The sequence below is a fragment of the Alcanivorax sp. genome (assembly GCF_017794965.1).
Classification (GTDB): domain Bacteria; phylum Pseudomonadota; class Gammaproteobacteria; order Pseudomonadales; family Alcanivoracaceae; genus Alcanivorax.
Window position 1 is genome coordinate 1,328,584 of sequence record NZ_CP051240.1, and the last position, 23,207, is coordinate 1,351,790.

Genomic DNA, 23,207 nt, shown 5'->3' on the forward strand with positions numbered 1-23,207 from the left:
ATGCACTTTCCTGAGCACATCGTTACCCGTGGTATTCAGCGCCCGGCGCTGGTGGTGTTGTCGTTGATGGTTGGCCTGCTGTCAGGCGGGTGTAGCGATGGTGCGCCCCAGGCCATGGAGGCGCAGGGTGTGGTCAGTGGCAAGGTGATGTACCGGGAGCGGGTGGCGCTGCCGCCCAATGTGACCGTGACCGTGTTGCTTGCGGATGTGTCACGTGCCGACGCCCCCATGAAAGTCCTTGCCGAGGAACATATCGATAACCCCGGCCAGATGCCTGTGCCGTTCAGCCTGCGTTATCAGCCGGCAGCGGTGACAGCGACTCACCCGTTGGCCTATGCCGTGCGCGCGGAAATTCGCGCAGAGAATGGCAAGCTGCTGTGGACTACGGCTCAACGTTATCCCGTGGATCTGTCCAGTGAGGCTGGGGTAGAGGAGGTCACCGTGATGCTGCAGCGGGTGGCGGAGGCTGGTGACGTCATTCCCGCTCTGTCACCGGCCATGCGGGAGGCCAGAAGCGCGGGTGCGAACTTCTGGGCCATGGGCAATGAACCCGGCTGGCATGCGGCGATTTACCCTGATGAGCGCATCGAGTTTGTGGGGGATTACGGCAATACGCGAATGACGTTCCCGTATGGTGCACCTGAGGTGACAGGGGGGCAGATGCGCTATCAGAGCGCTAATGAGCGTCATCAATTGCAACTGTCGATTACCGAGGCGCGTTGTCAGGACAGTATGAGTGGTCGCGAGTATGACTATTCGGTGACTGTGCAGGTAGATAATGATGAATATAACGGCTGTGGCATGATACTTTGATCAACTGCACTTAGCCGGTTTTTGATAAGATGCTATCTTCTGTGCCTAAACGTGCAGACCACTCATAACAAGGAATTTCCCCATGCTCAGCTATGTTGCCCTTGGGCTACTCATATTTGTCGGGCTGGTGCTGTTCTACGGTGTGATCGTGATCCACGACATTCCCTATGACATTGCCAAGGAACGCAACCACCCCCACCAGGATGCAATCCATGTTGCCGGCTGGGTAAGTCTGTTTACCCTGCATGTACTTTGGCCCTTTCTATGGATCTGGGCCACGCTGTATCGGCCTGATCGGGGGTGGGGTTTTCAGGCGGTCCAAGAGCAGCAGAAAGCGGATGAAGCCCTGTTGAGCAAGTTGCAGGAAACGCTGGATGCCCAGGCTCAGCGTATCAGTGCCCTTGAAGCGAAGCTGGAGGGGCAGGACTGATGGAAACGTTGATTCTTCTCACCTATGCCGCGATCTGTATCTTCATCTTCAAGGTTTTCAAGATTCCCCTGAACAAGTGGACCGTGCCCACCGCCATTCTTGGCGGCATTGTGCTGATTAGCGGCATTATCCTTGGCATGAACTATAACCACCCCTATACCGAGCGGGTGCGTCAGATTTATGTGGTCACGCCCATTGTGTCTGAAGTCCGCGCCCGGGTGCTGGAGGTACCAGTAAAACCCAATACGCCGGTGGAGAAAGGCGATCCGCTGGTGATCCTGGACAGTACCCGGTTTGAAGCCCGGGTGGCCCAGCTGGAGGCTCAGCTGGCCGATACCGGGCAGCTGGCAGAGGGCAATGTGGCCTCGGTGGCGGAAGCCCGTGCCAAAGTCCAGCAGGCCTCCGCAAAGCGTGATCAGGCTGTGCGTACCCTGCGGCGATATCAAGGGGCCCCGGATGCATTCAGCAAACAGCAGATTGATACCCAGACCGAACGTGTGGCAGCGTCCCGCGCTGATCTCAAGGCCGCTGAAGCAGCTCTGGCCAAGGCTGAAACCCAGCTCAGCGGCGCGGTTGACGGAGACGATCCGGCCGTAGCGGCGGTCAAGGCCCAACTGGAAGAGGCCCGTTTCGATCTGGAAAACACCGTTATCCGGGCGCCCATGGACGGTTTTGTGACCCAGCTTGCGGTTCGGCCTGGAATGATGGCGGTGCCTTTGCCCCTCAAGCCGGTGGCCAACTTCATCAATCATGAAGAGCGCCGCTATGTGGGGGCATTCCGTCAGCAGTCATTGTTAAGGCTGGAGCCAGGTGCAGAAGTGGAAATGGCTTTTACGTCTTTGCCCGGGCAGGTCTTTAGCGGCAAACTGGTTGAAGTGCTGCCGACCATCGCGGAAGCGCAACTGGCGGCGGGGCAGGCATTGATCGGTGGCTCGGCTTTTCAAAAGATGGACAACGAAGCCATGGTGATCATTGAACTGGAAGACAATGATCAGGTGCAGACCCTGCCTATGGGGGTGAGTGCCCAGGCCGCGGTCTATACCGAGCACCTGCATCATTTCGCTATCATTCGCCGCATCCTGCTACGCATGATGAGCTGGCAACATTACCTCTATGTGGATCATTGATTCCCGTTGCGGGTAGGTTCGCGGGCGGCCTCTGGCCGCCCGTTTTGTTTTGCCTCCCGGGCTGGCGGGGCAAGCCATTGATAACAGAACCGGCCCAGCGCCAGCCACAGCAGCGCCACGAACAGACTGAAGAAAATGCTGCCGACTTTGTATAGCGACCAGAGCCAGGGCACAAACAGGGCGCCGCTCATGATCATGGCGGTGGTGAAGGCGAGGATCTGGCGTCGCCGGGTGCGGTCTGCCGGTTGGTCTGAACGGGGAGTCATTGCGGGTTCCGTTAGGTCACTCGGGGGCGGTACTTTACCATAGCCTTCCATTTGCAATCGCCAGGAGAGGCCCCATCAACGGTTACCCTGTCCCTGCCGGTCCGGTGGACCGCGAGATCATCATCAACAAGAGCCGCTTTATTACCTGGCTGAGGCCGGTGACGCACCGTGACGAGGCCATGGCCATCGTGGAGCAGGCCCGGACACAGTATCCGGATGCCTCCCATCACTGCTATGCCTACCTGCTGGGTAACCCTGCCTCCGCCCAGGCAGCAATGAACGATGACGGCGAGCCATCCGGCACGGCCGGAAAACCGATTTTCAACGTGATCCAGCACAAGGGCCTGAGTGATGTGCTGGTAGTGGTGATTCGCTACTTTGGGGGCGTGAAGTTGGGGGCTGGCGGGCTGGTTCGGGCCTACGCGGCGGCGGCGGAAGCGGTGCTGTCAGACGTGAAGCGGGTCGAACATGTGCCGCAATTTAGTGCTAGTCTGGTCATGGCTTTTGCGCTTGAGCAGCGCCTGCGCCACTGGGCCGATCAGCATCAGGGACAGGTGATGGATGTGGAATATGGCCAGCAGGTTACCTTGAAAGTGAGCGCGCCCCTGGCGCATTTTGAGGATCTGGAAGCGCTCTGTGCGGCGGAACAGATTGCGATGTCCACTGACTGATCTGCGCTTGGTCGTTGCGGTGCAGACAACCCGTCTTGAGGGTGATGGGGCTTGATTCGGTCAGCAAGCGGGCTCTCCCACAGATTCCAGCGTTAACGGTAACTGTGGGAGAGCCAGCTTGCCGAACGAATGGTGCCTGCTCTGGCCCTTAAAGAGCGGTCGTTGCGAAGATTTCCGCGTTACTCTCACGACACAGGAACAAGCAGAGTGTAAGGAGAGCGTCATGAGTAACAAGTCTGTTATTGATCCCAATCCGGCAACCTTGCCGGCGATTCTTGATTCCCTTCCCGACGACACGCCCATCGTCATGCTCAACTTGCTGCGCTTTCGCGACAAGGCGCAGTACAAGGATGGCGAGGCCAATTACAGTGGCCGTGAGGCCTACCAGAAGTACTCCGAGGTAGCCTTCGGCAAGGTGCAGGGGGTAGGCGGCGAAATGGTCTGGAAAGGCCGGGCACTGGCTGGGGTGATTGCCCCGGAAGGCGAAAAGTGGGACAGCGTGTTGTTGGTTCGCTACCCCAGCAAACAGGCGTTCGCGTCCATGCTGGCAGACCCGGAATACCGGGAAGCCACCAAACACCGCACCGCCGCACTGGAAGAAGCGCGGTTGGTGGCGATGCAGGAGTGACAGGCAGTTAACAGTGAATAGTGAACAGTTAACAGCGGCGCGATAGCACGTTATGTGATCTGAAAGGATGGAGGCCGCGCCCAGAATCTGGACGCGGCCTCATACCTTTAAACACAAAGAAAAAGCCTGATAAAGCTTGACAGGTCATGCTGCTCGTGCAGCCTTCACTGTTCACTGTTCACTGTTCACTGTTCACTGTTCACTGTTCACTGTTCACTGTTCACTGTTCACTGTTCACTGTTCACTGTTGTCGGCGATCTCATTATGACGAACCAACCTATAGGCATCCCCACCCCCAGCGGCCACACCATGCGTGCGCGCTGGTTGCGTCCGGTCACCGCGAATCCGCACAAGGCGGCGGTGATTGCCATCCATGACATTTTTGGCTTCAGCGACGATATCGAGCGTATTGCCCAGCGGCTGGCGGATAACGGTTATCCGGTGTTGGTGCCGGATCTCTATGATCTGCCCAACAGCAAGCCCCTGTGTGTGGTGAAAACCCTGAAAGCCCATGAGATGGGTAAAGGCCAGGCCTTTGAACAACTGGAGGCCTGCCGCCACTGGTTGCTGGATCAGGATGAAGAGCCCGTAGAGCAAGTGGGTGTCATGGGCTTTTGCATGGGAGGACGCTTTGCGGTCCTGTATGCCGCCCAGGCACCCGTACAGGTTGTTGCTCCGTTTTATGGCGGTATCCCCAAAGACCCTGAGGCACTGCGTGGCATCTGCCCGGCGGTGGGGGGCTGGGGACGCACTGACACGATCTATGGTGGGCATGGTGATCGTCTGGCCAGCCATATGGAGGCCCTGGGCGTGCCCCATGACATCAAGACCTACGATAATGTGGGCCACTCCTACATGAATGACCACCAGGGCTTTGTGTTCAAGAAAATGGGCCCGCTGCCGCCAATGCGTTCAAAGTTTGATGCGTCCGCCTCTGAAGACAGCTGGCAACGTGTGCTGGTGTTCTTTGAGAAGGTCTTTTCCGGGGAGATTCAGGCGGGATAATCCGCTACGAGCTACGAGCTACGAGCTATGAGCTATGAGCTATGAGCTATGAGCTATGAGCTATGAGCTACGCTTGGATCAGGAGAACTCAAAAGTTCCCGAGCTTCTGCATTTCTACGAAGCCGCTGGAGGATCAGAGATGCAACTGGCGCCTGTCTTCGTTAGATCCTGTGGGAGCGATCTTGCTCGCGATCCGGGTCTAAGCGAGGGAAGGGATTCCAGAAACGCTTTTCGAACTGCAGGGGGACCAGGGTAAAACCCGACAAATCCCCAGAAAGAATCACCTCCCCTCTGGCTCCTGGCTACACCCTGGTTCCCACACAGAAGTAGAGGAGCCAGGCTCCTCTACGAGAAAGCTTACTCGGCGCTGCACTCTACGGCGGCCCACTTGCCTTCAATGTGGGTTTTCATTGTGTGGTCGTTGCCCTTCATGGTGAGCTCAGAGGTGTAGTGCTTGCTGTTTTGCAGCACCATTTTGCCCGTGATGTGGGTCTGGCTGTTGCTGCCCGGCATCGTGCAATCGGCGCTCCATCGCAGGGTGTTTCCGCTGCTGTCTATCTCTCCATTACTGCAGTTATCCTCTTCCCAGCTTTTGCGCAGAGAGGCTTCCAGGTCCCCGGCTTCTTCAGCGGTGACACAATCTTCCTGTACCTGATTGCGCATTTGTTCAGGGACGCCCGGCGCGTCCAGTTCGATGGACAGTTTCCACTGTCCGGGTGCCAGTTCGGCGGACTGAGCCAGTGGGGAGAGCAGCAGCAGGGAAGAAAATACCAGCAGGGCAGATTTCATGATGCATCCTTTCATTGTTGTGAAGGGCGGGTCTGAGGTCAGGCCGTGCGTTTACTGGGCGGAAATTCGCACAGGTCGGCAATAAGGCACTGGCTGCATTTGGGTTTGCGGGCAGTGCAGACATAGCGGCCGTGCAGAATCAGCCAGTGGTGAGCATCGCGCAGAAACTCTTCGGGTACCAGTCGAACCAGCCGTTTTTCGACTTCCAGCACATTTTTACCCGGGGCGATGCGGGTGCGGTTGGAAACGCGGAAGATATGGGTGTCCACTGCCATGGTGGGGTAGCCATAGGCGGTGTTGAGCACCACATTGGCGGTCTTGCGGCCCACGCCTGGCAGGGCTTCCAGCTCTTCGCGGGTACGCGGCACCTGGCTGTCATGTTGATCAATCAGCATCTTGCACAGCTGGATGATGTTTTCGGCCTTGGAATTGAACAGCCCAATGGTCTTGATGTACTGCTTGAGGCCGTCCAGCCCCAGGGCATAGATGGCCTCGGGGGTATTGGCCACCGGGTACAGCTTGGCGGTGGCCTTGTTGACCCCCACATCCGTTGCCTGGGCAGACAGCACCACGGCCACCAGTAATTCGAAGTCCGAGCTGTATTCCAGTTCCGTGGTGGGGTGGGGGTTCTGGTCCCGCAGACGGGTGAAGATTTCAGTGCGTTTCTCGCGATTCATGGTCATGTCCTGAGTTCGCGAGGAGTATAACGGATCTGGAATGTGGGATCAGGGGGGGGGACAGGGGCAAGTTACAAGTTTCAAGTTACAACGCGGATGAGTGTCTTTACCTTTCCTGGGGCTGGATGTCGCGCACCATGCTTGAAGCGCGGGCAGGGCCTGGAAAATTCCCATGGCTTTGCCCGCGCCTTGCAACTTGTAGCTTGAAGCTTGCTTCTTTCTACTGCTGGGCCGTGACCACCTGGCCTTCCTCAATGCGCAGGCGTTCACCGGGCTTCTTGTCCATGCGGATAGTCTCTTCGTTATCGTTGAAGACATAGGTGACGTCATAGCCTTCGGTACGGCTCCGGCTTTCCATGACGGTGTTGCAGCGTTGCTCTGTGGTGGTAGAGGTGTTCTTTTGCTGCATGCCTTTCTGAATCTGGTTGCCCGCAATACCGCCGGCAATTGCACCACCAGCGGTGGCTGCGTCCTTGCCACTGCCGCCACCAAACTGATGGCCGATGACACCACCAATCACCGCGCCCACAACGCTACCGGTGACCCGATGCTGATCCTTTACTGGTTGCTGGCGCGTCACGGCCACGTCCTGGCAAGTTTCACGGGGTTCTTCCCAGCGTTTTACTACCGGCTCCACCTTGGTCACGGTGGCGTAACCGGACGAGGCCGGTGTCATCACCTGCCAGGCGCCGTAACCTGCGCCGGCAACGGCAACTGCACCGGCAAGACTGAGTGTGGCAATCGCTATGCTTTTCATTGCAAGACTCCTGTTATCCGTTATTAGCCGGTTTGAGTACTCAGGCGTGGTCTTGGTTCTGGTCAGGATGCAAAAGAATGTTAACCACGGTGTTTAACAGGACTGGATGAAGCTGGAGGCATGACGCTGGGCGCTAAAACCGGCTACAACCAGAGCCTGTGCGGGAGGAGATGACAATGTGCAATTTTGTTTCCAGAAAACGGATCGGGTTAAATGGCAGGGTTTTAAGGAGCCTCTGAATAACTCCTTGCGTACTCAGCGTGGCCTGAAGCGTGCAGCAGTTGTGTCTTGTCTCGAAGGGAAGGGTGGTTCCCTTTTCAAGAGGCAAGGCGCAGCTGATGGGCGCTTCAGGCCGCGCCCTCCGGGTCTTCCAGGCTGATCCACATTCGTTGTTGCACTTTCTCGACAGGCAACCAGCATGCCTTCAAAAGTGCGCCTAGACTGTGAATCAGCCTGAAAGACTGAGCATGCAAGGAGTTATTCAGAGGCTCCTTGCCAGCCTTTCTGATCTCCAGGGGAGAATCCATTGGTGTCACAACAAGACCAGCAGCTGGAAGCGGAGTATTTTCATCTTACCAACCTGATTGATTCGTTCGACCAGAAATCCCTGACTATCAAGGCCTGGAGCGTGACCCTGGCGGGGATTCTTGCCGGTTCCGGGGCATTTTTTGATCGTCCGGGCATGCTCTGGGTGGGGGTATTTGGCAGCCTGATGTTCTGGCTGGTCGAGGGCCACTGGAAGGCATTTCAGGCGGCACACTATGCGCGTATAGAAAAGATCGAGGCGCACTTTCGTGGTGAAGTAGATGAGATCGCGCCGTTCCAGACGGCCTTTAGTTGGGAAAAAAGCCGCCGCGCCGGTGGCACCCGGGAACTGATCCGGATTCTCGGCATGCGCCATGTCTTTCTACCCCATGGGTTGATGGCGGTGGCGTTACTGGTGGCGGGGGCTGTGCTGTAAGAGTGTTGCTGCATGAGCCTGTCTGCTGGCGATGCTGAGAGCAGTTGAAAGTTTAAAGTTGAAAGTTCAAAAGCGCGAAGGTGTGCCGTGCCAGTGTTGGACTCATGGCTCCGCGCTTCCTGGGTCAGGCGGGTTTGATTTTAAGCGTTACAGGCGCGGGCAGGGCTTGCCTGTTGGCAGTGCTTCGGCCCGCGCTTTTCAACTTTGAACTTTAAACTTTTAACTCACCTTGCCTGTCGTCCGCACCCGGCGACTTACTTTCGGCTCATCGCTGGCCTTCGCCTTCTGGATTTCTTTCAGGCGCTTGTCGATCACGTTCTTGCCGGCAATGATCAGGCCCAGTCCCAGGAAGGCGCCGGGGGGCAGGATGGCGAGCAGGAAGCCACCATAGTTCTCGATCACGTTGAGCTGCCAGTTCGCGGCCATGGGGCCGAATAGCAGTTGCATGTTGGTGAACAGAGTGCCCTGGCCCACCAGCTCCCGCATGCCGCCGAGGATCAGCAGGATCACCAGAAAGCCCACCCCCATCATGAAACCGTCCACGGCGGAGGGAAGAATGGGGTTCTTGCTGGCGAAGGCGTCGGCGCGGCCGAGTACGGTACAGTTGGTCACGATCAGCGGAATGAAGATGCCGAGGATCTCGTACAGCTCAAAGGTGAACGCCTGCATCAGCATCTCGATCACCGTGGTCATGGCCGCGATGATCATCACGAAGGCGGGCAGGCGCACGGCATCGGTGACGTAGTTACGGATCAGGGACACGCACACGTTGGAGCCCACCAGTACCACCAGGGTCGCCAGACCCAGCCCCAGGGCGTTGACCACGGTACCGGTGACCGCGAGTAGCGGGCACAGGCCAAGAATCTGTACGGTGGCCGGGTTGTTGTTCCACAGCCCATCCATACTGATTTTCTTGTAGTTCACATCACTCATCACAGACCTCCGCCGCAACGGTTTCGGCTTCTGCTGCAAACAGGCTGTCGCGGTTGGCGTCGAAATATTGCAGGGCACGATGTACCGCGCCGACCACGGCACGGGGGGTAATGGTGGCGCCGGTGAAGCTGTCGAACTCACCACCGTCTTTCTTCACCGCCCAGCCCGCGTCGTCAGGGTTACCCAGTGCGCGGCCATCGAAGCTGTAAATCCAGTCGGATTTTTTGGTCTCGATACTGTCACCCAGTCCGGGTGTTTCATTGTGCGGTGGCACAACGCGTACCCCGCTGATGGTGCCTTCGGCATTCACGCCAACGATCAGGGCAATGTTGCCACCGTAGCCATCCGGCGCGGTGGCTTCCAGTACTGCGCCACTGGGCTCGCCGCCGAGCCGGGCGCGATAGATATGCTGCTCGCTGCGTCCCAGCAGGGGCGCATTGACCGTAATGCGGTCGCCCAGCAGGTCATTGTCGTGCTGGTTGTGGGGCATGACTTCATTGAGGGAGCGCATCAATGCCTGCTGGCGGTTGCACTCTACCTTGCCAATGGTCAGTTCATTGGTAATGGCCAGGGCCGCTGCAGTGCCAATGGCAAACAGACTGAGGATGACCGCATTCCGGGTGATGGCGTAACGCATCATGATCAGGCGCCTCCCGTGCCACGGTTGGCCTTGTCATGGCCGTAGGTGCGCGGTTGGGTGTAGTAATCGATAAAGGGCGCGCTAAGGTTGAGCAGTAGTACCGAAAACGCCACGGCATCCGGGTAGCCGCCGAAGCTGCGAATCACCCAGATCAGCACCCCGATCAGCAGCGCATAGACCAGACGGCCCATGCGGCTGGTGGCCGCGCTGACCGGGTCGGTGGCGATAAAGAAGGCGCCGAGCATGGCTCCGCCCGACAACAAGTGGAACAGCGGGTCGGCAAAACGGACCGGATCAATCTGCCAGGCGATAAAGGCGGGCAGGGCAAGTCCGGCCAGGAAGCCGGCAGGAATGTGCCAGGTAATGATCTTGCGGCTGATCAGGTAGAGGCCGCCCAGCAGGAACGCCAGGTTGACCCATTCCCAGCCTTGCCCCGCCATATCGCCGTGGAGGATGCCATGGCTAGCCAGTTCGGATTCATTACCGGCCCAGGTGCGGAAGGTATCCAGAGGGGTGGCGCCGCTGAGGCCGTCCACCGGCAACTGGCCGGCAAACAACTGCAGGCTTTGCGCAAGGGAAGGTGCTTCACCAGGCGCGATCCACTGGGTCATGGCTACCGGGAAAGAAATCAGCAGCAGCACATAGCCGACCATGGCCGGGTTGAACGGGTTCATGCCCAGCCCGCCATAGAGCTGCTTGGCAACAATGATGGCAAAGCCCACGCCCACCAGGGTCAGCCACCAGGGGGCGGTGGGCGGCAGGGCCAGGCCCAGCAGCACGGCGGTGAGGACGGCGCTGTAGTCTTTCAGATAGAAGGCCACGTTGCGGCCACGGGCCTTCAGAAACAGCCCTTCGCAGACCAGCGCCACCACCACGGCCCAGAGCACATTGATCACGGTGCCCCAGCCGAATTGCCAGGTCAGCACGGCCAGCCCTGGCAGGGTGGCGTAGATCACCTGACGCATGAAGGCGCCAGTGTTGTTCTTCACCGAAGCATGGGGCGAAGTGGAGGTAATCAGGCTCATTGGCACACTCCGTGCGCAATATTCGCATAGGGGGTACAGGCCCGCGTCAGGCGTCCGGCGTCCAGCATCAGGCGTTCACTCATTCCACCAACCCCTGTTCTTCCACGGCCTGCTTGAGAGCCTTGCGGGCAATCTGGGCTTCTGCCTCCAGAGCCTTGAGCTCTGACTGCAGCGCTTCCAGAGCGTCTTCTCCACTGCTGCTGGCCAGCTTCTCCAGCTCGAGTTTCTTGTCCGCCAGGGCGCTTTCTGCGCGGGCAGCTTCCAGCTTGAGGGTCTTGAGATCCTTGCCGGTGTGGGCGCGGATATCCGCCTTGGCTTCTTCGATCAGGGCGTCCAGGGCATCGCGGGCGATATCCGCCTTGTTCTTGAGCTTGTCCACTTTCAATTGCATGGCGTTGAGCTCATCGGCGGAGACTTCTTCCTTGCGTTCGGCCCGTTCAAAGGCCGCATGGGCTTCCTTGTACTGTTTGTGGGCCATGTTATACGCAGTCTTCAGCCCTTTAAGGCGCTTCTGCCGTTTAGCGGCGGCTTGCGGATCCACGGCCGCCAGAGATTGCGGGGCCGTGGCCTCAGGCACCTTGGGCGTGTCGGTGGGGACCGGCGGAGCCTTGGACGCAGCGGGGGCCGAAGCCTTGGCTTCACGCAGCTCTGCTTTCCAGTGATCCGCATCGGCTTTCAAGGTATCCGCTTCGGCACGCAATGCCGCGGCATTGTCGGCGCCGCTTTCTTCCGCTTCTTTGGCAGCCTTGACCGCGGCCTTGTAAGCAGAAGACACCTCGCCAACCTTCTGTTTCAGTTCGGCCAGAGGATCAGCAGGCGCTGCTGCGGGAGCCGGTGCCGGGGCCGCCGGTGCATTGGCCTTGGCATCACGCAGTTCGGCCTTGAGTTTGTCCGCGGCGGCTTTCAGTTCATCCGCCTTGGCGCGCAGCTCGGCAGCATTGTCATCGCCGTTGGCGTCCGCTTCCTTGGCGGCTTTCACCGCGGCCTTATAGGCGGAGGAGGCATCGCCTACCTGCTTCTTCAATTCTGCTACCGGGTCGGCCTGCGGTGCTGCAGGGGCGGCGGCCGGCGCATTGGCCTTGGCGTCGCGCAGTTCGGCCTTGAGCTTGTCAGCGCTGGCTTTCAGTTCATCCGCTTTGGCACGAAGTTCAGTGGCATTGTCCGCGCCGTTGGCTTCCGCTTCCTTGGCCGCTTTGACGGCGGTCTTGTAGGCGGAAGACGCATCGCCCACCTGTTTCTTCAGCTTGCCGACAATGTCTTCTACCGGGGCGGAAGCAGGGGCTGCGTTGCCTGCGTCTCGTACCGCCGCTTTAGCCTTGTCGGCAATTTCCTTGAGTCGATCCGCCTCGGCTTTCAGTTCGGCGGTGTTTGCTGCGCCTTCCGCATCGGCGGCCTTGGCAGCTTTCACTGCGGCCTTGTAGGCCTTGGAGGCTTCCAGCGAGGCCTGCTTGAGCGCCGCGGTATCCACTGACGGCGCGGCTGCCGCTTCCTTTTTCTTGCGGTTGGCTTCCAGGCGGGCCTGGCGACGGGCTTCCTTCTCGGCCTTTTCAGCGTCGATACGAGCCTGACGGGCTTCAAAGCGCTGGCGTGCCTTGTCTGCCTTGAGCTGATCCGCCGCCTGCTGGCGCACCGCCCCCTTGGCATAGCGGTAGTACTGTACCAGCGGAATATGGCTGGGGCAGACATAGGCGCAGGCGCCACACTCGATACAATCCATCAGGTTGTGGTGCTGGGCCTTTTCCAGATCGTCATTCTTTGCATGCCAGTAGAGCTGTTGAGGCAGCAGGTTGGCGGGGCACACTTCGGCACAGGAACCACAGCGGATACAGGGCTGTTCCGGCGGAGGCTCGGGTAACTCTTGTGCGGTGGCCGCAATAATGCAGTTGGTGGTTTTTACCAGTGGCACACCCGGGTTGTGCAGGGTGAAGCCCATCATCGGGCCGCCCATGACCAATCGTCCCAGGTTGCTGGCGTCCACGCCGCCGTGATGCAGCAGGTCGCTGACAGGTGTGCCAATCAGCACGGCATAATTGCCGGGCCTGGCCACCCCTTCGCCGGTGAGCGTGGTGATGCGCTCAATCAGGGGCTCGCCATCCACGACAGCACGCTTGATGGCATAGGCCGTGCCCACGTTCTGGCAGACCACGCCGACCTGGGCGGGTAGTTGGCCGCTTTTTACTTCCTTGCCGGTGACCAGCTGAATCAGCTGTTTCTCACCGCCGGAGGGGTACTTGGTGGGTACCACCCGGATTTCAATGTCACACCCCTTGCAAGCCTGTTTGATGGCCTTGATGGCTTCGGGTTTGTTGTCCTCGATACCCAGCAGAGTGCGGCGCGGATTGAGCAGGTACTGGAGGATATGGATCCCGGTGATAATCTCGGCTGCACGTTCGCGCATCAGGCGATCATCGGCAGTGATATAGGGCTCGCATTCCACCGCATTGATGACCAGCTCTTCCACCCGTTGGTGGTCGCCCAGATTGACCTTGATGCTGGTGGGGAAGCCGGCGCCGCCCATGCCGGCAATGCCTGCATGGCGAATGGTGTCCACCAGCTCGCCAGGGCTCAGTTCGGTGTAGTCCTGAATACCGCTGTGGGCAATCCACTCATCCTTGCCATCCGTGTCGAGCACGATGCACAGGGCATCCATACCGGAAGGGTGCTGGATGGGGCGCAGACCGATTGCGCTGACGGTGCCGGAGGTAGGGGCATGGATAGCCGCACTCACCGCGCCGGCGGGCTCGGCGATCATCTGCCCCTTGAGAACCCGGTCACCGGGTTCTACCAGCGGTTTGGCCGGGGCACCAATATGCATGTTCAGCGGCAGCACCAGCTGAGCGGGCAGGGGGCCGGCGGTAATCTCGGTGCCGTTGGACAGATGTTTTCTCTCTGGCGGATGAATGCCACCGTGGAAATCATTAACCATCGCCGGACGCCTGACGCCTAACGCCAGACGCGCAAACACAGAACGTAGATTGCGGGTTTTGGTTTCCTGAGCCTGGCTCATGGCAGCAGTCTCCATGCAGGCAGGGGGATTGCGGTATTGCGCCGTGGCAGCGTCAGGCGTCTCATAAATTCACTACCTCGATGCGGCTGTCCGGGCGCTGGCCGATGCCCGCCGGGCGGTCCCAGCCCCAGGTTTGCAGGGTCGGTTTCACCGGCACGATATCGATACAGTCCACCGGACAGGGTTCCACGCACAGGTCACAGCCGGTGCACTCATCCACGATCACGGTGTGCATCAGTTTGGCGGCGCCGACGATGGCATCCACCGGGCAGGCCTGGATGCACTTGGTGCAGCCAATACACTCGTCTTCCCGGATGTAGGCGACTTTGGCCACGTCTGCGTCTTCGCTGCCATCATCATCCAGGGTCAGCTCGTCACGGCCGAGCAGGCCGGTGAGCGCATCCACAGTATCCTGGCCACCGGGCGGGCAGCGGTTGTGTTCTTCGCCTTCGGCAATGGCTTCCGCATAGGGGCGACAGCCAGGATGGCCACACTGGCCGCACTGGGTTTGTGGCAGCAGGCTGTCGATCTGGTCAACGATGGGATCGCCTTCCACTTTGAACTTTTCAGAGGCAAAACCCAGGATGGCGCCGAACACGGCAGCCAGACCAAGCAGCGCGGCAACGGCAATCAGTACGGCAGTCATGGGCATGCTCCGCATGCAGCCGGATGCCGGACGCCGGACGCCTGACGCAAAGAATCCGTGCGTGTCAGCTGAGGCACGAGGGTTGGCATAAGGCTCCGAGCCAGCATCAGGCGTCTGGCATCCAGCGTCTGGCGTAAATTCATAGCTTGATCAGCCCCGAGAATCCCATGAAGGCCAGTGACATCAGGCCGGCAGTGATCAAGCCGATGCTCGGGCCGCGGAAGGCTTCGGGGACATCGGCGACCGCAATGCGCTCACGCATGGCGGCAAACAGGACCAGCACCAGGGAGAAGCCCAGGGCCGCGCCGAAGCCATAGGTCAGTGATGACATGAAAGTGGCATCTTCCTGGCGTACGTTAAGCAGGGCCACACCGAGCACCGCGCAGTTGGAGGTGATCAGTGGCAGGAAGACACCCAGCACCCGGTAGAGCAGGGGGCTGGCTTTCTTGACGAACATTTCGGTGAACTGCACCGACACTGCAATCACCAGAATGAAGCTGATAGTGCGAAGATATTCCAGCTCGAACGGCACCAGAATATAGGCCCACGTCAGGTAGGCCAGCACTGAAGACAGGGTCAGCACGAAGGTGGTGGCCAGCGACATGCCCATGGCGGTTTCGATCTTGTTCGAGACCCCCATGAACGGACACAGCCCAAGGAACTGGACCAGAACAAAGTTGTTAACCAGCACAGCGCTGATCAAAATCAGGACGTATTCGGTCATCTCACCTTTGCTCGCGGGATAAACGCGGTGAAGAAAATTGCCGTTCTTGAGGCCAGGCGCCAGGTAAATTCAAGCGCAAACAATAGCTTAACGGATTTTCAGGGGCGCATAGTATGCGCGAGCCCCCTTCCAGGCTCAAGAATGATAATGCATAAGCTTAGCGTTTTGGCCCGGGGGACCACATTGACCCCAGACACCCGCGTGCTGTGCATTTTGCCACCGGGCGGTTCGTGGATGCTTGCGCTCGCCGGTGCAATCCAGTATCCAGAGAGGTTCCCAAGAAGAAGCGCTCCGGTCCAATAATCACCGGCGCAGTAGCCAGGAGAACACCCCGTGACAGATTTGCCCCGCGACTTTGACCGAGATGGATTGCTGGAATATTCCGTGGTGTTCACGGATCGGTCGTTGAATCACATGTCTCGGCAATTCCAGCAGGTAATGCGGGATATCTCGGAGAATCTGAAAAAGGTCTACAACGCCGCTACCGTGACGGTGGTCCCTGGCGGAGGCAGTTTCGGCATGGAAGCGGTTGCACGCCAGTTTGCGACCGACCAGCACTGCCTGGTGATCCGCAACGGTTTCTTCAGCTTCCGCTGGAGCCAGATATTCGACATGGGCAAGATTCCTGCCTCGGAGACCGTGCTCAAGGCACGTCCTGTGGATGACAGCCCCAATGCCCCTTTTGCGCCAGCCCCTATTGATGAGGTGGTTGCCACCATCAAGGCAGAAAAACCGGCGGTGGTGTTTGCGCCCCATGTGGAAACCGCATCCGGGATTATCCTGCCGGATGCCTACCTGAAACAGGTAGCTGAGGCGGTTCATAGTGTGGGCGGGCTGTTCGTTCTGGATTGCATTGCGTCCGGGACCATTTGGGTGGATATGAAGTCCATTGGTGTGGATGTGTTGATCAGCGCACCGCAAAAGGGGTGGAGTTCTTCGCCCTGCAGTGCTCTGGTCATGATGAGTGAGGCCGCTGACCAGCGCCTGCAGGAAACCACTTCCACCAGTTTTGCTGCCGACCTGCGCAAATGGCGGGATATCATGGTGGCCTATGAAAACGGCGGCCATGCCTACCATGCCACCATGCCCACCGATGCCCTGCGCGGTTTCCGCGATACCATGCTGGAAACACTGCGCGAAGGGCTCACCGCGGTGAAGGAGCGCCAGTGGAAATTGGGTATGGCGGTGCGTGATCTGCTCGCAGAAAAGGGGTTTGTCAGTGTGGCGGCATCTGGCTATGAGGCGCCGGGTGTGGTGGTCTCCTACACCTCGGATGATGCCATTAAGAGCGGTGCCGCGTTCATCAAGCTGGGCATGCAGACCGCCGGCGGGGTGCCGCTGATGTGCGATGAGCCAGCGGACTTCAAGACCTTCCGCCTTGGGCTGTTTGGCCTGGACAAGCTTGGCGATGTGGATGCCGCGGTGGGGCGCTTGCGTAATGCCCTGGAGCAGCTTTGAGTCAGTTGGCAGTGGATAATTAGTTGACAGCGAAAAGCCGTAAAACCGCTCCTGAAGGGGAGGTTGTCATCTTGCTTCATGGCCTGGCCCGTACTGCCCGTGCCATGAAAAAGATGGAAAAGGCCCTGGGGGATGCGGGGTATCTGGTCGTCAATCAGGGGTATCCGTCCACCCGCCATTCGATTCCCGAGCTGGCAGCGCAGACCCTGCCCAAAGCCCTGGCCCGTTGCCCGGAACATGGACCAATCCATTTCGTCACCCATTCCATGGGCGGCATTCTGCTGCGCCAGTACCTCAGTCAGCATCCGCTGTCGCGCATGGGCCGGGCGGTCATGCTCGGGCCGCCCAATCAAGGCAGTGAAGCGGTGGACCGTCTGCGCGAGTGGCGCCCCTTTCAATGGTTTAACGGGCCTGCCGGCGGCCAGATGGGAACCGGTCCGGACAGCCTGCCCGTCCAGCTTGGACCGGTGAATTTTCCCCTCGGCGTGATTGCGGGTAACCGGACGATCAACCTGCTGCTCTCCACCTTGCTGCCGGGGCCCAACGACGGCAAGGTCACCGTGGAGAGAACCCGGGTGGCTGGCATGCAAGACCACTGTGTGCTCCCCGTGACGCACCCGTTCATGATGCAGGACAAGCGGGTGATCGAGCAGGTGAAGGTGTTTCTGGCCACCGGCGCGTTTGCCTGACTGGAAGAACGGTGTGACATGAGAGGCTGAGTGAGCCACTGGACGGCGCTGTAGGGGGTGCAATGATGTTGAATATTGTCGACAGGGAGGAGGATAACGCCTTCCTGCGCCGAAAGAAGAAGTCGGTAAGAAACCGCTTCAAACTCACCCAGGCCGGTACTATTGAAGCTGCCAATCTGCTCTGCGCCTGGCTGGCGGTCATCGGCCGTACCGGGGAGGCCCGCGACATTCTGCGTGACTATGCGGAGCATATCCCCCTGGAGAAATCCCGCTGGGAACGTGCTGAGGCAGCCTGTAAAGCCATGCTGTTACTGGCCTGGCTTGAAAAGCGTCATGGCAACCGGGCGGAGAGCGAACGGCTCAGCCAATGGGCACTCACCCAGTGGCTGATCACAGGCTCGCGTAGTGAGGACAAGAAGGCCCTGTTCTGGCGTCAGGTGGAGGGGTTCAACATGGTCACCGAGATGATCGAATTCTGCGAGATGAAGCATAACGACATCTGCGTGGTGTATGCGGAGCACTTTCTCGAGTTCCTTTACTTCGAACAGCTCGGCGAACACTTCGACTCATTCTCCGAGACCGACCAGTTGATGCTGACCTCAATATTGAATGAGAACATCCGGGTGCTGGAGGCAGAGGTGATGGCCTGAGTGTACAAGGCCGGAAGCCTGTAATATGCATTTGCGGCATGATCATTCGGCGGTGTCATTGTGGTAGAGTAGCCGAACATTCCCAGCGGGCTCCCACCATGCTTGTGTATCTTCTTGTCGCTTGCGACGGTCTGGATGAAAAGCAGGAAAAAAAACTCAAACGTGCCATTCCTGATGTGCAGACGGCCTTGCAGGCGTTTGTGGCCGAGAATGCGTCGGCCACGCTGATCGAGGACTGCGAGAGCGATGCGCTGGCAGACTGGCAGTTGGGTATCAGCCAGCCAATCAGCAAAAAGGCCGACCTCAAGCCACTGGTGACATTGTTCAATGAGCTTGCCACGAAACACGGTTTTGATTGCGAGGCGGGCTCAATCGAAGGTGGTGAGCGAGACCCTGTCAGCTATTTCGGCAAACATGAAGGGCAGGGGGATGCGTTTCTGATTGCGGCTTATCTGGGGCTGTAATCGCCGTGCTGGCCAGCAGTACCTGCTACGCCAGGACGCTGCCAGCTGACGTTGATGTCTGAACCGGGGAATCGCAATGAACAGGAAAGACATTCTTCTCTGCTGGGGCTATGCCGTTATCGCCATGGTGGCGTTGGTCGCCACCTGGAGCAATAACATTGCCTTCGCCCTGGAGACGGGCAGCCTGTCGCTGCTGGCCTTTATCGAGGCGCTGTATGTGAACCCTGCGGCAGCATCGATCGCCAACGATATCCTCCTGCTCTGCGTTTCCGCGTTTATCTTCATGGTGCACGAAGCTCGCCGGGTAGGGGTACGTCATGTATGGGTGTACATCCTGCTGTCCGGGATGATTGCCATCGCAGTGATGTTTCCGTTATTCCTGATTGCCCGTCAGCGAGCCATCGCAGCCGCACGTCGCCTTTCATAGGCGGCGTAACGCCGTCCCTTCTCCCCGGTGCCACCTGCCTGATTCTGAATCCCTGTTCTGTAAGACATGGCTTACAGACAGCGGCCACCCGTTAGCAGAGAATGAATGCAATTCGACGCTGTTCCTGCAGATTCCCTGCTGGCAAGGCGGGAAGCAGAACAACGTACAAAAACGGGATTTCATGGTGCTTCGCCATGAAGGAATAATGAGAACGCTGATGAATTCACTCCACGCTGCGCTGGTTGATGCCGCCCATGAAGCGGCAAAACGTCCCGCCTTCTACCACACCCTGATGCACGCTGATGTCTTTGTGATTGGTCATACGGATCAGCCGACGGGGGAGGGGCACCGCACCCTCGAGGCGGGCGATAATCTGTCCCTGGTCAACTGGGAAAAGGCAGATGGCACGCCTGTCATTCCCTTCTTCACCCATCTTGAAGCGCTGCAATGTGCTGTCGACAGCGAGACCCGTTACCTGGCGCTGCCGGCCCGTAATTTGTTTGAAATGACCCGTGGCGCCACCTTGTTCCTCAACCCCAAATCTGACTACGGAAAGGAATTCCTGCCCCACGAAATCGAGGCCTTGCTGGAGACGGGAATGAATCAGAGGGCTGACAGCCGAACGGTAGAAAAGGAGACCCGGGTGATGCTGGGTCAGCCCGCCGAGTATCCACAACAGATGGTTTCGGCGTTGAAGCAGCTTTTGGGCATGCACCCGGGCGTGATCGCCGCCTACCTCTGTCTGATGCACTACCCGGACAGTGAGGAAGCACCGGTTCTACTGGTGGGGTTTGAAGGTGTGGATCTTGAACAGGCCATGCGTGAAGCGGGCTCTGTGGTGGCCGATACTGCGCCAGACGGGCAGCCGGTGGACTTCGTGTTGGTGGATGAAAGCACTAGCGGATTGAGTGCATACCTTCGCGGCACAGAGCCGTTCTACAGCTGGGCAGAACAGTCCAGGGGAAGTGCGCAGTAAGGGCATTGACGGGAGAAGGAGGCGGTTGATGGGTGCCTGGGGAACAGGGAATTTCGACAATGACGATGCTGCAGACTGGTTGTGCGTGGTGGCCGAATCCCGAGGTGTGGGGGTGCTTCTTTCTCCGCTTGCTGTGGTCATCAATGAACCGGTCTACCTGGAGGCACCAGAATGCAGTCAGGCACTTGCCGCCAGTGAGATCATTGCACAGGCGCTGGCAAGGGATACCCGCCCGTTACCTGAAGCAATACAGCAGTGGTTGGCCAGAAAACCGGGCCTGTTCGGCAAGCGCCCGCGTATTGAAGTCCAGCATGGTGCCGTGGCCATGAAGGCCGTACAGCGGATTATTGCGGATTCAGAGCTGAAGGCCCTGTGGCAGGACACGGAGGAATATCCGCAGTGGAACGCGTTGCAGCAGGGCCTGCTTGAGCGACTGGCGAAGGTGGCATATTAGCCTGTAAATTGCGGGCGTTATGAACTTTGAGCGCTTTGAGGGTTCCAGGAGTGCAGTGTGAGCGTCAAAGCCGACCAGACATTTCTGCCAAGCCTTGAATGGCGCCGCTGCGGCAAGAAATCCAGCTGACGGAGAGCAAGGGTATGAACGCCAGGGTACTGTTTCTTTCTCATGGTGGTGGCCCGCTGCCGCTACTGGGCGACCCGGGCCATGCCCGGATGGTGACTTGCCTGGAATCGATTGCCAGTATGCTGCCTCGCCCTGACGCGATTGTGGTAGTCAGTGCCCACTGGGAGGCGCCCGTGGCCACAGTGACCACCGGGGCGACGCCATCCCTGATCTATGATTACTACGGTTTTCCTGAGTCGGCCTACCGCATTACGTACCCCTGCACGGGCAATCCGCCGCTGGCTCAAACGCTTCTTGATTTGCTGAAAGCAGGTAATGTCCCTGCGCAGGGCGATGAAGAACGCGGCTTTGACCACGGCTTGTTTGTGCCGCTGAAGATCCTGTATCCGCAGGCGGATATTCCCTGTGTGCAGTTGTCCCTGCGTGGCGATCTGGATGCCGAGGCTCATGTGCGTATGGGCGAGGCCCTGGCGCCTTTACTCGAACAAAACTTGCTGGTGATCGGTTCCGGTTTCTCATTCCACAACATGCGTGCTTTCTTCGGCGAGCGTACCGCAGAGGCGGAGCGGCTGAACCAGCAGTTCGAGGACTGGCTGGATGAAACCTGTACCGGGGCCTTGTCGGCATTTGAGCGGCGGCAGCGTCTGGTGCAATGGTCTCAGGCACCGGGGGCGCGTTTCTGCCATCCCCGTGAGGAGCACCTGCTACCCCTTCATGTGTGCTGCGGGATGACGGGCAGGGCGGCTAGCGAGTCGTTCCGTCTGGATATCCTTGAGCGGCACGCCAGCATGTACCTGTGGTAGCCAGGAAACCTCTGCATCACGCCTCGCCTGCTCAGCGAGGCCTGCGCAAAGAAGGCTCCCTAGTGGTCCAGGTCGTAATGGGGCTGGCGTCTGTGCGATGCCTGTTCCTCGTTCATGGATTGCTGGGAATCCTGCCGGCTGTGCAACGCTGCTTCCGAGGCTCGCAGCCTTTCGGCCTGCCGCTGGCTTTCCCTGAGGGTATGAGCCAGATCCGCATTCACCAAGGCCGTGTTCACGGCAATAGCAATGGTTTCACTGGCCTGCTGCAGGAAGCCGGCGGCCTCGTCCGGAAGAGGCCCCGACGCGGCAATCTCCACCACGCCATACACCTTTTCATTCCATAACAGCGGTGTGACCAGCAGGGTGCCCGGGCGAGTTCGCAGGCTGCCTGTGCTGATCATCAGGTAGTCTGCGGGCAGGTTGCGCAGGGTCATTTGCCGGCGGTCCACGACGCACTGTCCCGCGATGCCTTCGCCGGCCATGATGGGGTGGACACGGTGCTCCAGGTCGGCAATGCCATAGCTGGCCCGGCACTGGAGCTCCCCGTCACGGTAGGTATAGAGGGTACCAATGTGGGCCTTGAACGTGTTGCAAAGATACCGGAGCACCTGTTCGCAGAGCGCATCGGTATTCTTGACTCCCTGAAGCACGCTGCTTAATTCAGACAGGCGAGTCTGGGTGCGGTGTTCCTTTGCCATGGCTTCGTTTTTTTCCACCAGGCCAAGACGCATTCCTTCGAGGGTGAGCAACAGGTCGCCGATCTCGTTGCCGGGAATCTGTTCTATGGGCGTCTCAAGGTCGCCTTCACGCAGTCGCTGTGCCTGGCCTTGTGCGTGACTGAAATGCCGATTGAGTTGGCGTATAACCAGGCCCAGCGATGTGAGCATCAAACACATGATGGTGATCACCGACAGGGTGCTTTGAACACGGGCGTCGTTGAGGCGGCCTTGCAGGTGCTGATTCAGTTGTTGTGCCAGAGCAGTAAAACGTTGTTCTGCCTGGTTGGCTGCTGCATTGAGTTTTCCAGTGAGTCCCGTGCCGCTGTTAAGACCAATCTCCCGCTGCAGCTGGGCCATGGTGTTGAAGCTGTCTGTATAGGCGCGCAGGGATTGCTGGGTAGCGGCCAGGACCCGGTTGTCCAGATCGGACATGAACATCTTGCCGCGCAGTGTGGACAGGGCCACCATGAATTGGTTGATGAAACGTTCATCCCGATAGAGCAGAAAATCCTTTTCGTGCTGGCGCAGGCTGAGCAGTGATACGGCCAGCTCAGGGTGTGGCGCGACCACCTGACTGACCCGGGCGGCGGCTGCGTTCAGATCGCCGGCGTGGCCCATCTGACGGTCCAGACCGATTTCTACCTGCTTGGTGACGACGGCTTCGAAATCCGCTTTGACCTGCTGGAAGTGTTGTCCCGCGGCTTCCATGTCTGCTACAGGAAAGCCGGCTTGCTCCAGCCCCTGTATCAGCTGCTGATGTTGTTGCTCCAATCGCTTGAAGCCCTGCCTGAAGCTGTCGGCATGTTGCATTTGCCGTGAGCTGGCAAAGTCATCCATCTGTTGTCGGAGGTTCTGGAGCTGACGGCTCAGGTCAACGGTCATGGATTGCAGTGCTGTGTCTTCCGTGATGCGTCGCTGGTAATGCTGATCCAGTATCCAGATCAACGCCAACGCGGCAGCCATTCCTGCTGCCAGCAGCCACAAACCCTGCTTGATGGACAAGCGAATAGGGCGTGCGCTGTGCATGGGGATGTCCCGTAAGTAAAAAATTGCATTTTAAGGCGTTTGTGTGACGGTTGGATTACGGTTTTGTAGAACGAGGAGGGTAGCTGTGAGCTGACAGCTACAAGCTACAAGCTACAAGCTACAAGCTTGTCCGATTGGAATAAGAAAGGCTGAAAAGTTCCCGGCTTTTATACGAAGCCGCTGTAGGAACGTAGCGTAGCGGAGTAACGCACGCAGTGCGGCCCCGAAGGGGTGAGCGGAGCGAGTAACTTGCCTGCTCGCGATCCGAGCCTAAGCGAGGTAAGGATTCCAGAAAGGCTGTTCGAATGGTGCT

Annotated in this window: 26 protein-coding genes; 15 read left to right on the forward strand and 11 right to left on the reverse strand. The window is 58.8% G+C overall.

What is annotated here, in order from left to right; all coding sequences use genetic code 11:
* The 3 genes from HF945_RS05895 to HF945_RS05905 all read left to right on the forward strand — a co-directional run bounded on the left by HF945_RS05895 (window position 1) and on the right by HF945_RS05905 (window position 2,370).
* Entirely contained in the window at window positions 1-813 is an 813-nt protein-coding gene (locus tag HF945_RS05895) for a YbaY family lipoprotein (protein ID WP_290524818.1), read from the forward strand.
* Between the two features lie 82 nt (window positions 814-895).
* On the forward strand, window positions 896-1,243 hold the full coding sequence (locus tag HF945_RS17375) for a DUF3302 domain-containing protein (RefSeq protein WP_366492683.1): 348 nt from the start codon (window positions 896-898) through the stop codon (window positions 1,241-1,243).
* Entirely contained in the window at window positions 1,243-2,370 is a 1,128-nt protein-coding gene (locus tag HF945_RS05905; protein WP_290524819.1) for an HlyD family secretion protein, read from the forward strand. Before HF945_RS17375 ends, HF945_RS05905 begins: the two co-directional genes overlap by 1 nt.
* On the opposite strand, the gene HF945_RS05910 is transcribed toward HF945_RS05905, so the two are convergent.
* Entirely contained in the window at window positions 2,364-2,636 is a 273-nt protein-coding gene (locus HF945_RS05910; RefSeq protein ID WP_290524820.1) for a hypothetical protein, read from the reverse strand. The two genes, HF945_RS05905 and HF945_RS05910, sit on opposite strands and share 7 nt — an antisense overlap.
* A gap of 104 nt (window positions 2,637-2,740) precedes the next feature.
* Between HF945_RS05910 and HF945_RS05915 the strand changes: the two genes are divergently transcribed.
* The 3 genes from HF945_RS05915 (at window position 2,741) to HF945_RS05925 (ending at window position 4,940) form a co-directional block, all read left to right on the forward strand.
* Window positions 2,741-3,307 (forward strand): YigZ family protein, encoded by a 567-nt coding sequence (locus HF945_RS05915; protein WP_290524821.1) that lies wholly within the window; start codon window positions 2,741-2,743, stop codon window positions 3,305-3,307.
* 223 nt (window positions 3,308-3,530) lie between these two features.
* Window positions 3,531-3,935, forward strand: coding sequence for a DUF1330 domain-containing protein (locus HF945_RS05920; protein ID WP_290524822.1), 405 nt, complete (start codon window positions 3,531-3,533; stop codon window positions 3,933-3,935).
* A 264-nt stretch (window positions 3,936-4,199) separates the two neighbouring features.
* The gene (locus HF945_RS05925) at window positions 4,200-4,940 is read left to right on the forward strand and encodes a dienelactone hydrolase family protein (RefSeq protein ID WP_290524823.1); all 741 of its coding nucleotides are present in this window, start codon (window positions 4,200-4,202) and stop codon (window positions 4,938-4,940) included.
* Between the two features lie 357 nt (window positions 4,941-5,297).
* Here HF945_RS05925 and HF945_RS05930 read toward each other — a convergent pair whose 3' ends face one another.
* The 3 genes from HF945_RS05930 to HF945_RS05940 form a co-directional block, all read right to left on the reverse strand.
* Complete coding sequence (locus HF945_RS05930; RefSeq protein ID WP_290524824.1) at window positions 5,298-5,729, reverse strand: DUF3617 family protein; 432 nt, start codon at window positions 5,727-5,729, stop codon at window positions 5,298-5,300.
* A gap of 38 nt (window positions 5,730-5,767) precedes the next feature.
* Window positions 5,768-6,406: an endonuclease III gene (nth, locus tag HF945_RS05935; protein ID WP_290524825.1), complete on the reverse strand. Its 639-nt coding sequence runs from the start codon at window positions 6,404-6,406 to the stop codon at window positions 5,768-5,770.
* 220 nt (window positions 6,407-6,626) lie between these two features.
* Window positions 6,627-7,163: a glycine zipper 2TM domain-containing protein gene (locus HF945_RS05940; RefSeq protein WP_290524826.1), complete on the reverse strand. Its 537-nt coding sequence runs from the start codon at window positions 7,161-7,163 to the stop codon at window positions 6,627-6,629.
* A gap of 529 nt (window positions 7,164-7,692) precedes the next feature.
* On the opposite strand from HF945_RS05940, the gene HF945_RS05945 reads away from it, so the two are divergent.
* Window positions 7,693-8,124 carry a hypothetical protein gene (locus HF945_RS05945; RefSeq protein WP_290524827.1) on the forward strand — a complete coding sequence of 144 codons (432 nt, stop codon included), beginning with the start codon at window positions 7,693-7,695 and terminating at the stop codon, window positions 8,122-8,124.
* A 219-nt stretch (window positions 8,125-8,343) separates the two neighbouring features.
* On the opposite strand, the gene HF945_RS05950 is transcribed toward HF945_RS05945, so the two are convergent.
* The 6 genes from HF945_RS05950 to rsxA form a co-directional block, all read right to left on the reverse strand.
* Window positions 8,344-9,057: an electron transport complex subunit E gene (locus HF945_RS05950; RefSeq protein ID WP_290524828.1), complete on the reverse strand. Its 714-nt coding sequence runs from the start codon at window positions 9,055-9,057 to the stop codon at window positions 8,344-8,346.
* Window positions 9,050-9,697: an electron transport complex subunit RsxG gene (rsxG, locus tag HF945_RS05955; RefSeq protein ID WP_290524829.1), complete on the reverse strand. Its 648-nt coding sequence runs from the start codon at window positions 9,695-9,697 to the stop codon at window positions 9,050-9,052. Before rsxG ends, HF945_RS05950 begins: the two co-directional genes overlap by 8 nt.
* Before the next feature lie 2 nt (window positions 9,698-9,699).
* The gene (rsxD, locus tag HF945_RS05960; RefSeq protein WP_290524830.1) at window positions 9,700-10,722 is read right to left on the reverse strand and encodes an electron transport complex subunit RsxD; all 1,023 of its coding nucleotides are present in this window, start codon (window positions 10,720-10,722) and stop codon (window positions 9,700-9,702) included.
* 79 nt (window positions 10,723-10,801) lie between these two features.
* Window positions 10,802-13,729, reverse strand: a complete 2,928-nt coding sequence (rsxC, locus tag HF945_RS05965; RefSeq protein WP_290524831.1) for an electron transport complex subunit RsxC — start codon at window positions 13,727-13,729, stop codon at window positions 10,802-10,804.
* A gap of 61 nt (window positions 13,730-13,790) precedes the next feature.
* On the reverse strand, window positions 13,791-14,375 hold the full coding sequence (gene rsxB / locus HF945_RS05970; protein WP_290524832.1) for an electron transport complex subunit RsxB: 585 nt from the start codon (window positions 14,373-14,375) through the stop codon (window positions 13,791-13,793).
* Window positions 14,376-14,514: 139 nt separating this feature from the next.
* Window positions 14,515-15,099 carry an electron transport complex subunit RsxA gene (gene rsxA, locus HF945_RS05975; RefSeq protein ID WP_290524833.1) on the reverse strand — a complete coding sequence of 195 codons (585 nt, stop codon included), beginning with the start codon at window positions 15,097-15,099 and terminating at the stop codon, window positions 14,515-14,517.
* Between the two features lie 333 nt (window positions 15,100-15,432).
* Between rsxA and HF945_RS05980 the strand changes: the two genes are divergently transcribed.
* From HF945_RS05980 to HF945_RS06015, 8 genes are all read left to right on the forward strand, one after another.
* Window positions 15,433-16,557 carry an aminotransferase class V-fold PLP-dependent enzyme gene (locus tag HF945_RS05980; protein WP_290524834.1) on the forward strand — a complete coding sequence of 375 codons (1,125 nt, stop codon included), beginning with the start codon at window positions 15,433-15,435 and terminating at the stop codon, window positions 16,555-16,557.
* Between the two features lie 23 nt (window positions 16,558-16,580).
* On the forward strand, window positions 16,581-17,246 hold the full coding sequence (locus tag HF945_RS05985; RefSeq protein WP_290524835.1) for an alpha/beta fold hydrolase: 666 nt from the start codon (window positions 16,581-16,583) through the stop codon (window positions 17,244-17,246).
* A 62-nt stretch (window positions 17,247-17,308) separates the two neighbouring features.
* Window positions 17,309-17,896 (forward strand): hypothetical protein, encoded by a 588-nt coding sequence (locus HF945_RS05990; protein WP_290524836.1) that lies wholly within the window; start codon window positions 17,309-17,311, stop codon window positions 17,894-17,896.
* Window positions 17,897-17,994: 98 nt separating this feature from the next.
* A complete protein-coding gene (locus tag HF945_RS05995; RefSeq protein WP_290524837.1) occupies window positions 17,995-18,360 on the forward strand; it encodes a hypothetical protein in 366 nt (121 codons plus the stop codon).
* A 76-nt stretch (window positions 18,361-18,436) separates the two neighbouring features.
* Window positions 18,437-18,787, forward strand: a complete 351-nt coding sequence (locus HF945_RS06000; RefSeq protein ID WP_290524838.1) for a DUF2834 domain-containing protein — start codon at window positions 18,437-18,439, stop codon at window positions 18,785-18,787.
* 217 nt (window positions 18,788-19,004) lie between these two features.
* Entirely contained in the window at window positions 19,005-19,763 is a 759-nt protein-coding gene (locus HF945_RS06005; RefSeq protein WP_290524839.1) for an enhanced serine sensitivity protein SseB C-terminal domain-containing protein, read from the forward strand.
* Window positions 19,764-19,791: 28 nt separating this feature from the next.
* Window positions 19,792-20,217: a DUF4259 domain-containing protein gene (locus HF945_RS06010; protein ID WP_290524840.1), complete on the forward strand. Its 426-nt coding sequence runs from the start codon at window positions 19,792-19,794 to the stop codon at window positions 20,215-20,217.
* Between the two features lie 143 nt (window positions 20,218-20,360).
* Window positions 20,361-21,149, forward strand: a complete 789-nt coding sequence (locus HF945_RS06015; RefSeq protein WP_290524841.1) for a class III extradiol ring-cleavage dioxygenase — start codon at window positions 20,361-20,363, stop codon at window positions 21,147-21,149.
* Window positions 21,150-21,208: 59 nt separating this feature from the next.
* On the opposite strand, the gene HF945_RS06020 is transcribed toward HF945_RS06015, so the two are convergent.
* Entirely contained in the window at window positions 21,209-22,894 is a 1,686-nt protein-coding gene (locus tag HF945_RS06020) for a GAF domain-containing protein (protein WP_290524842.1), read from the reverse strand.
* Between the last annotated feature and the right edge of the window lie 313 nt (window positions 22,895-23,207).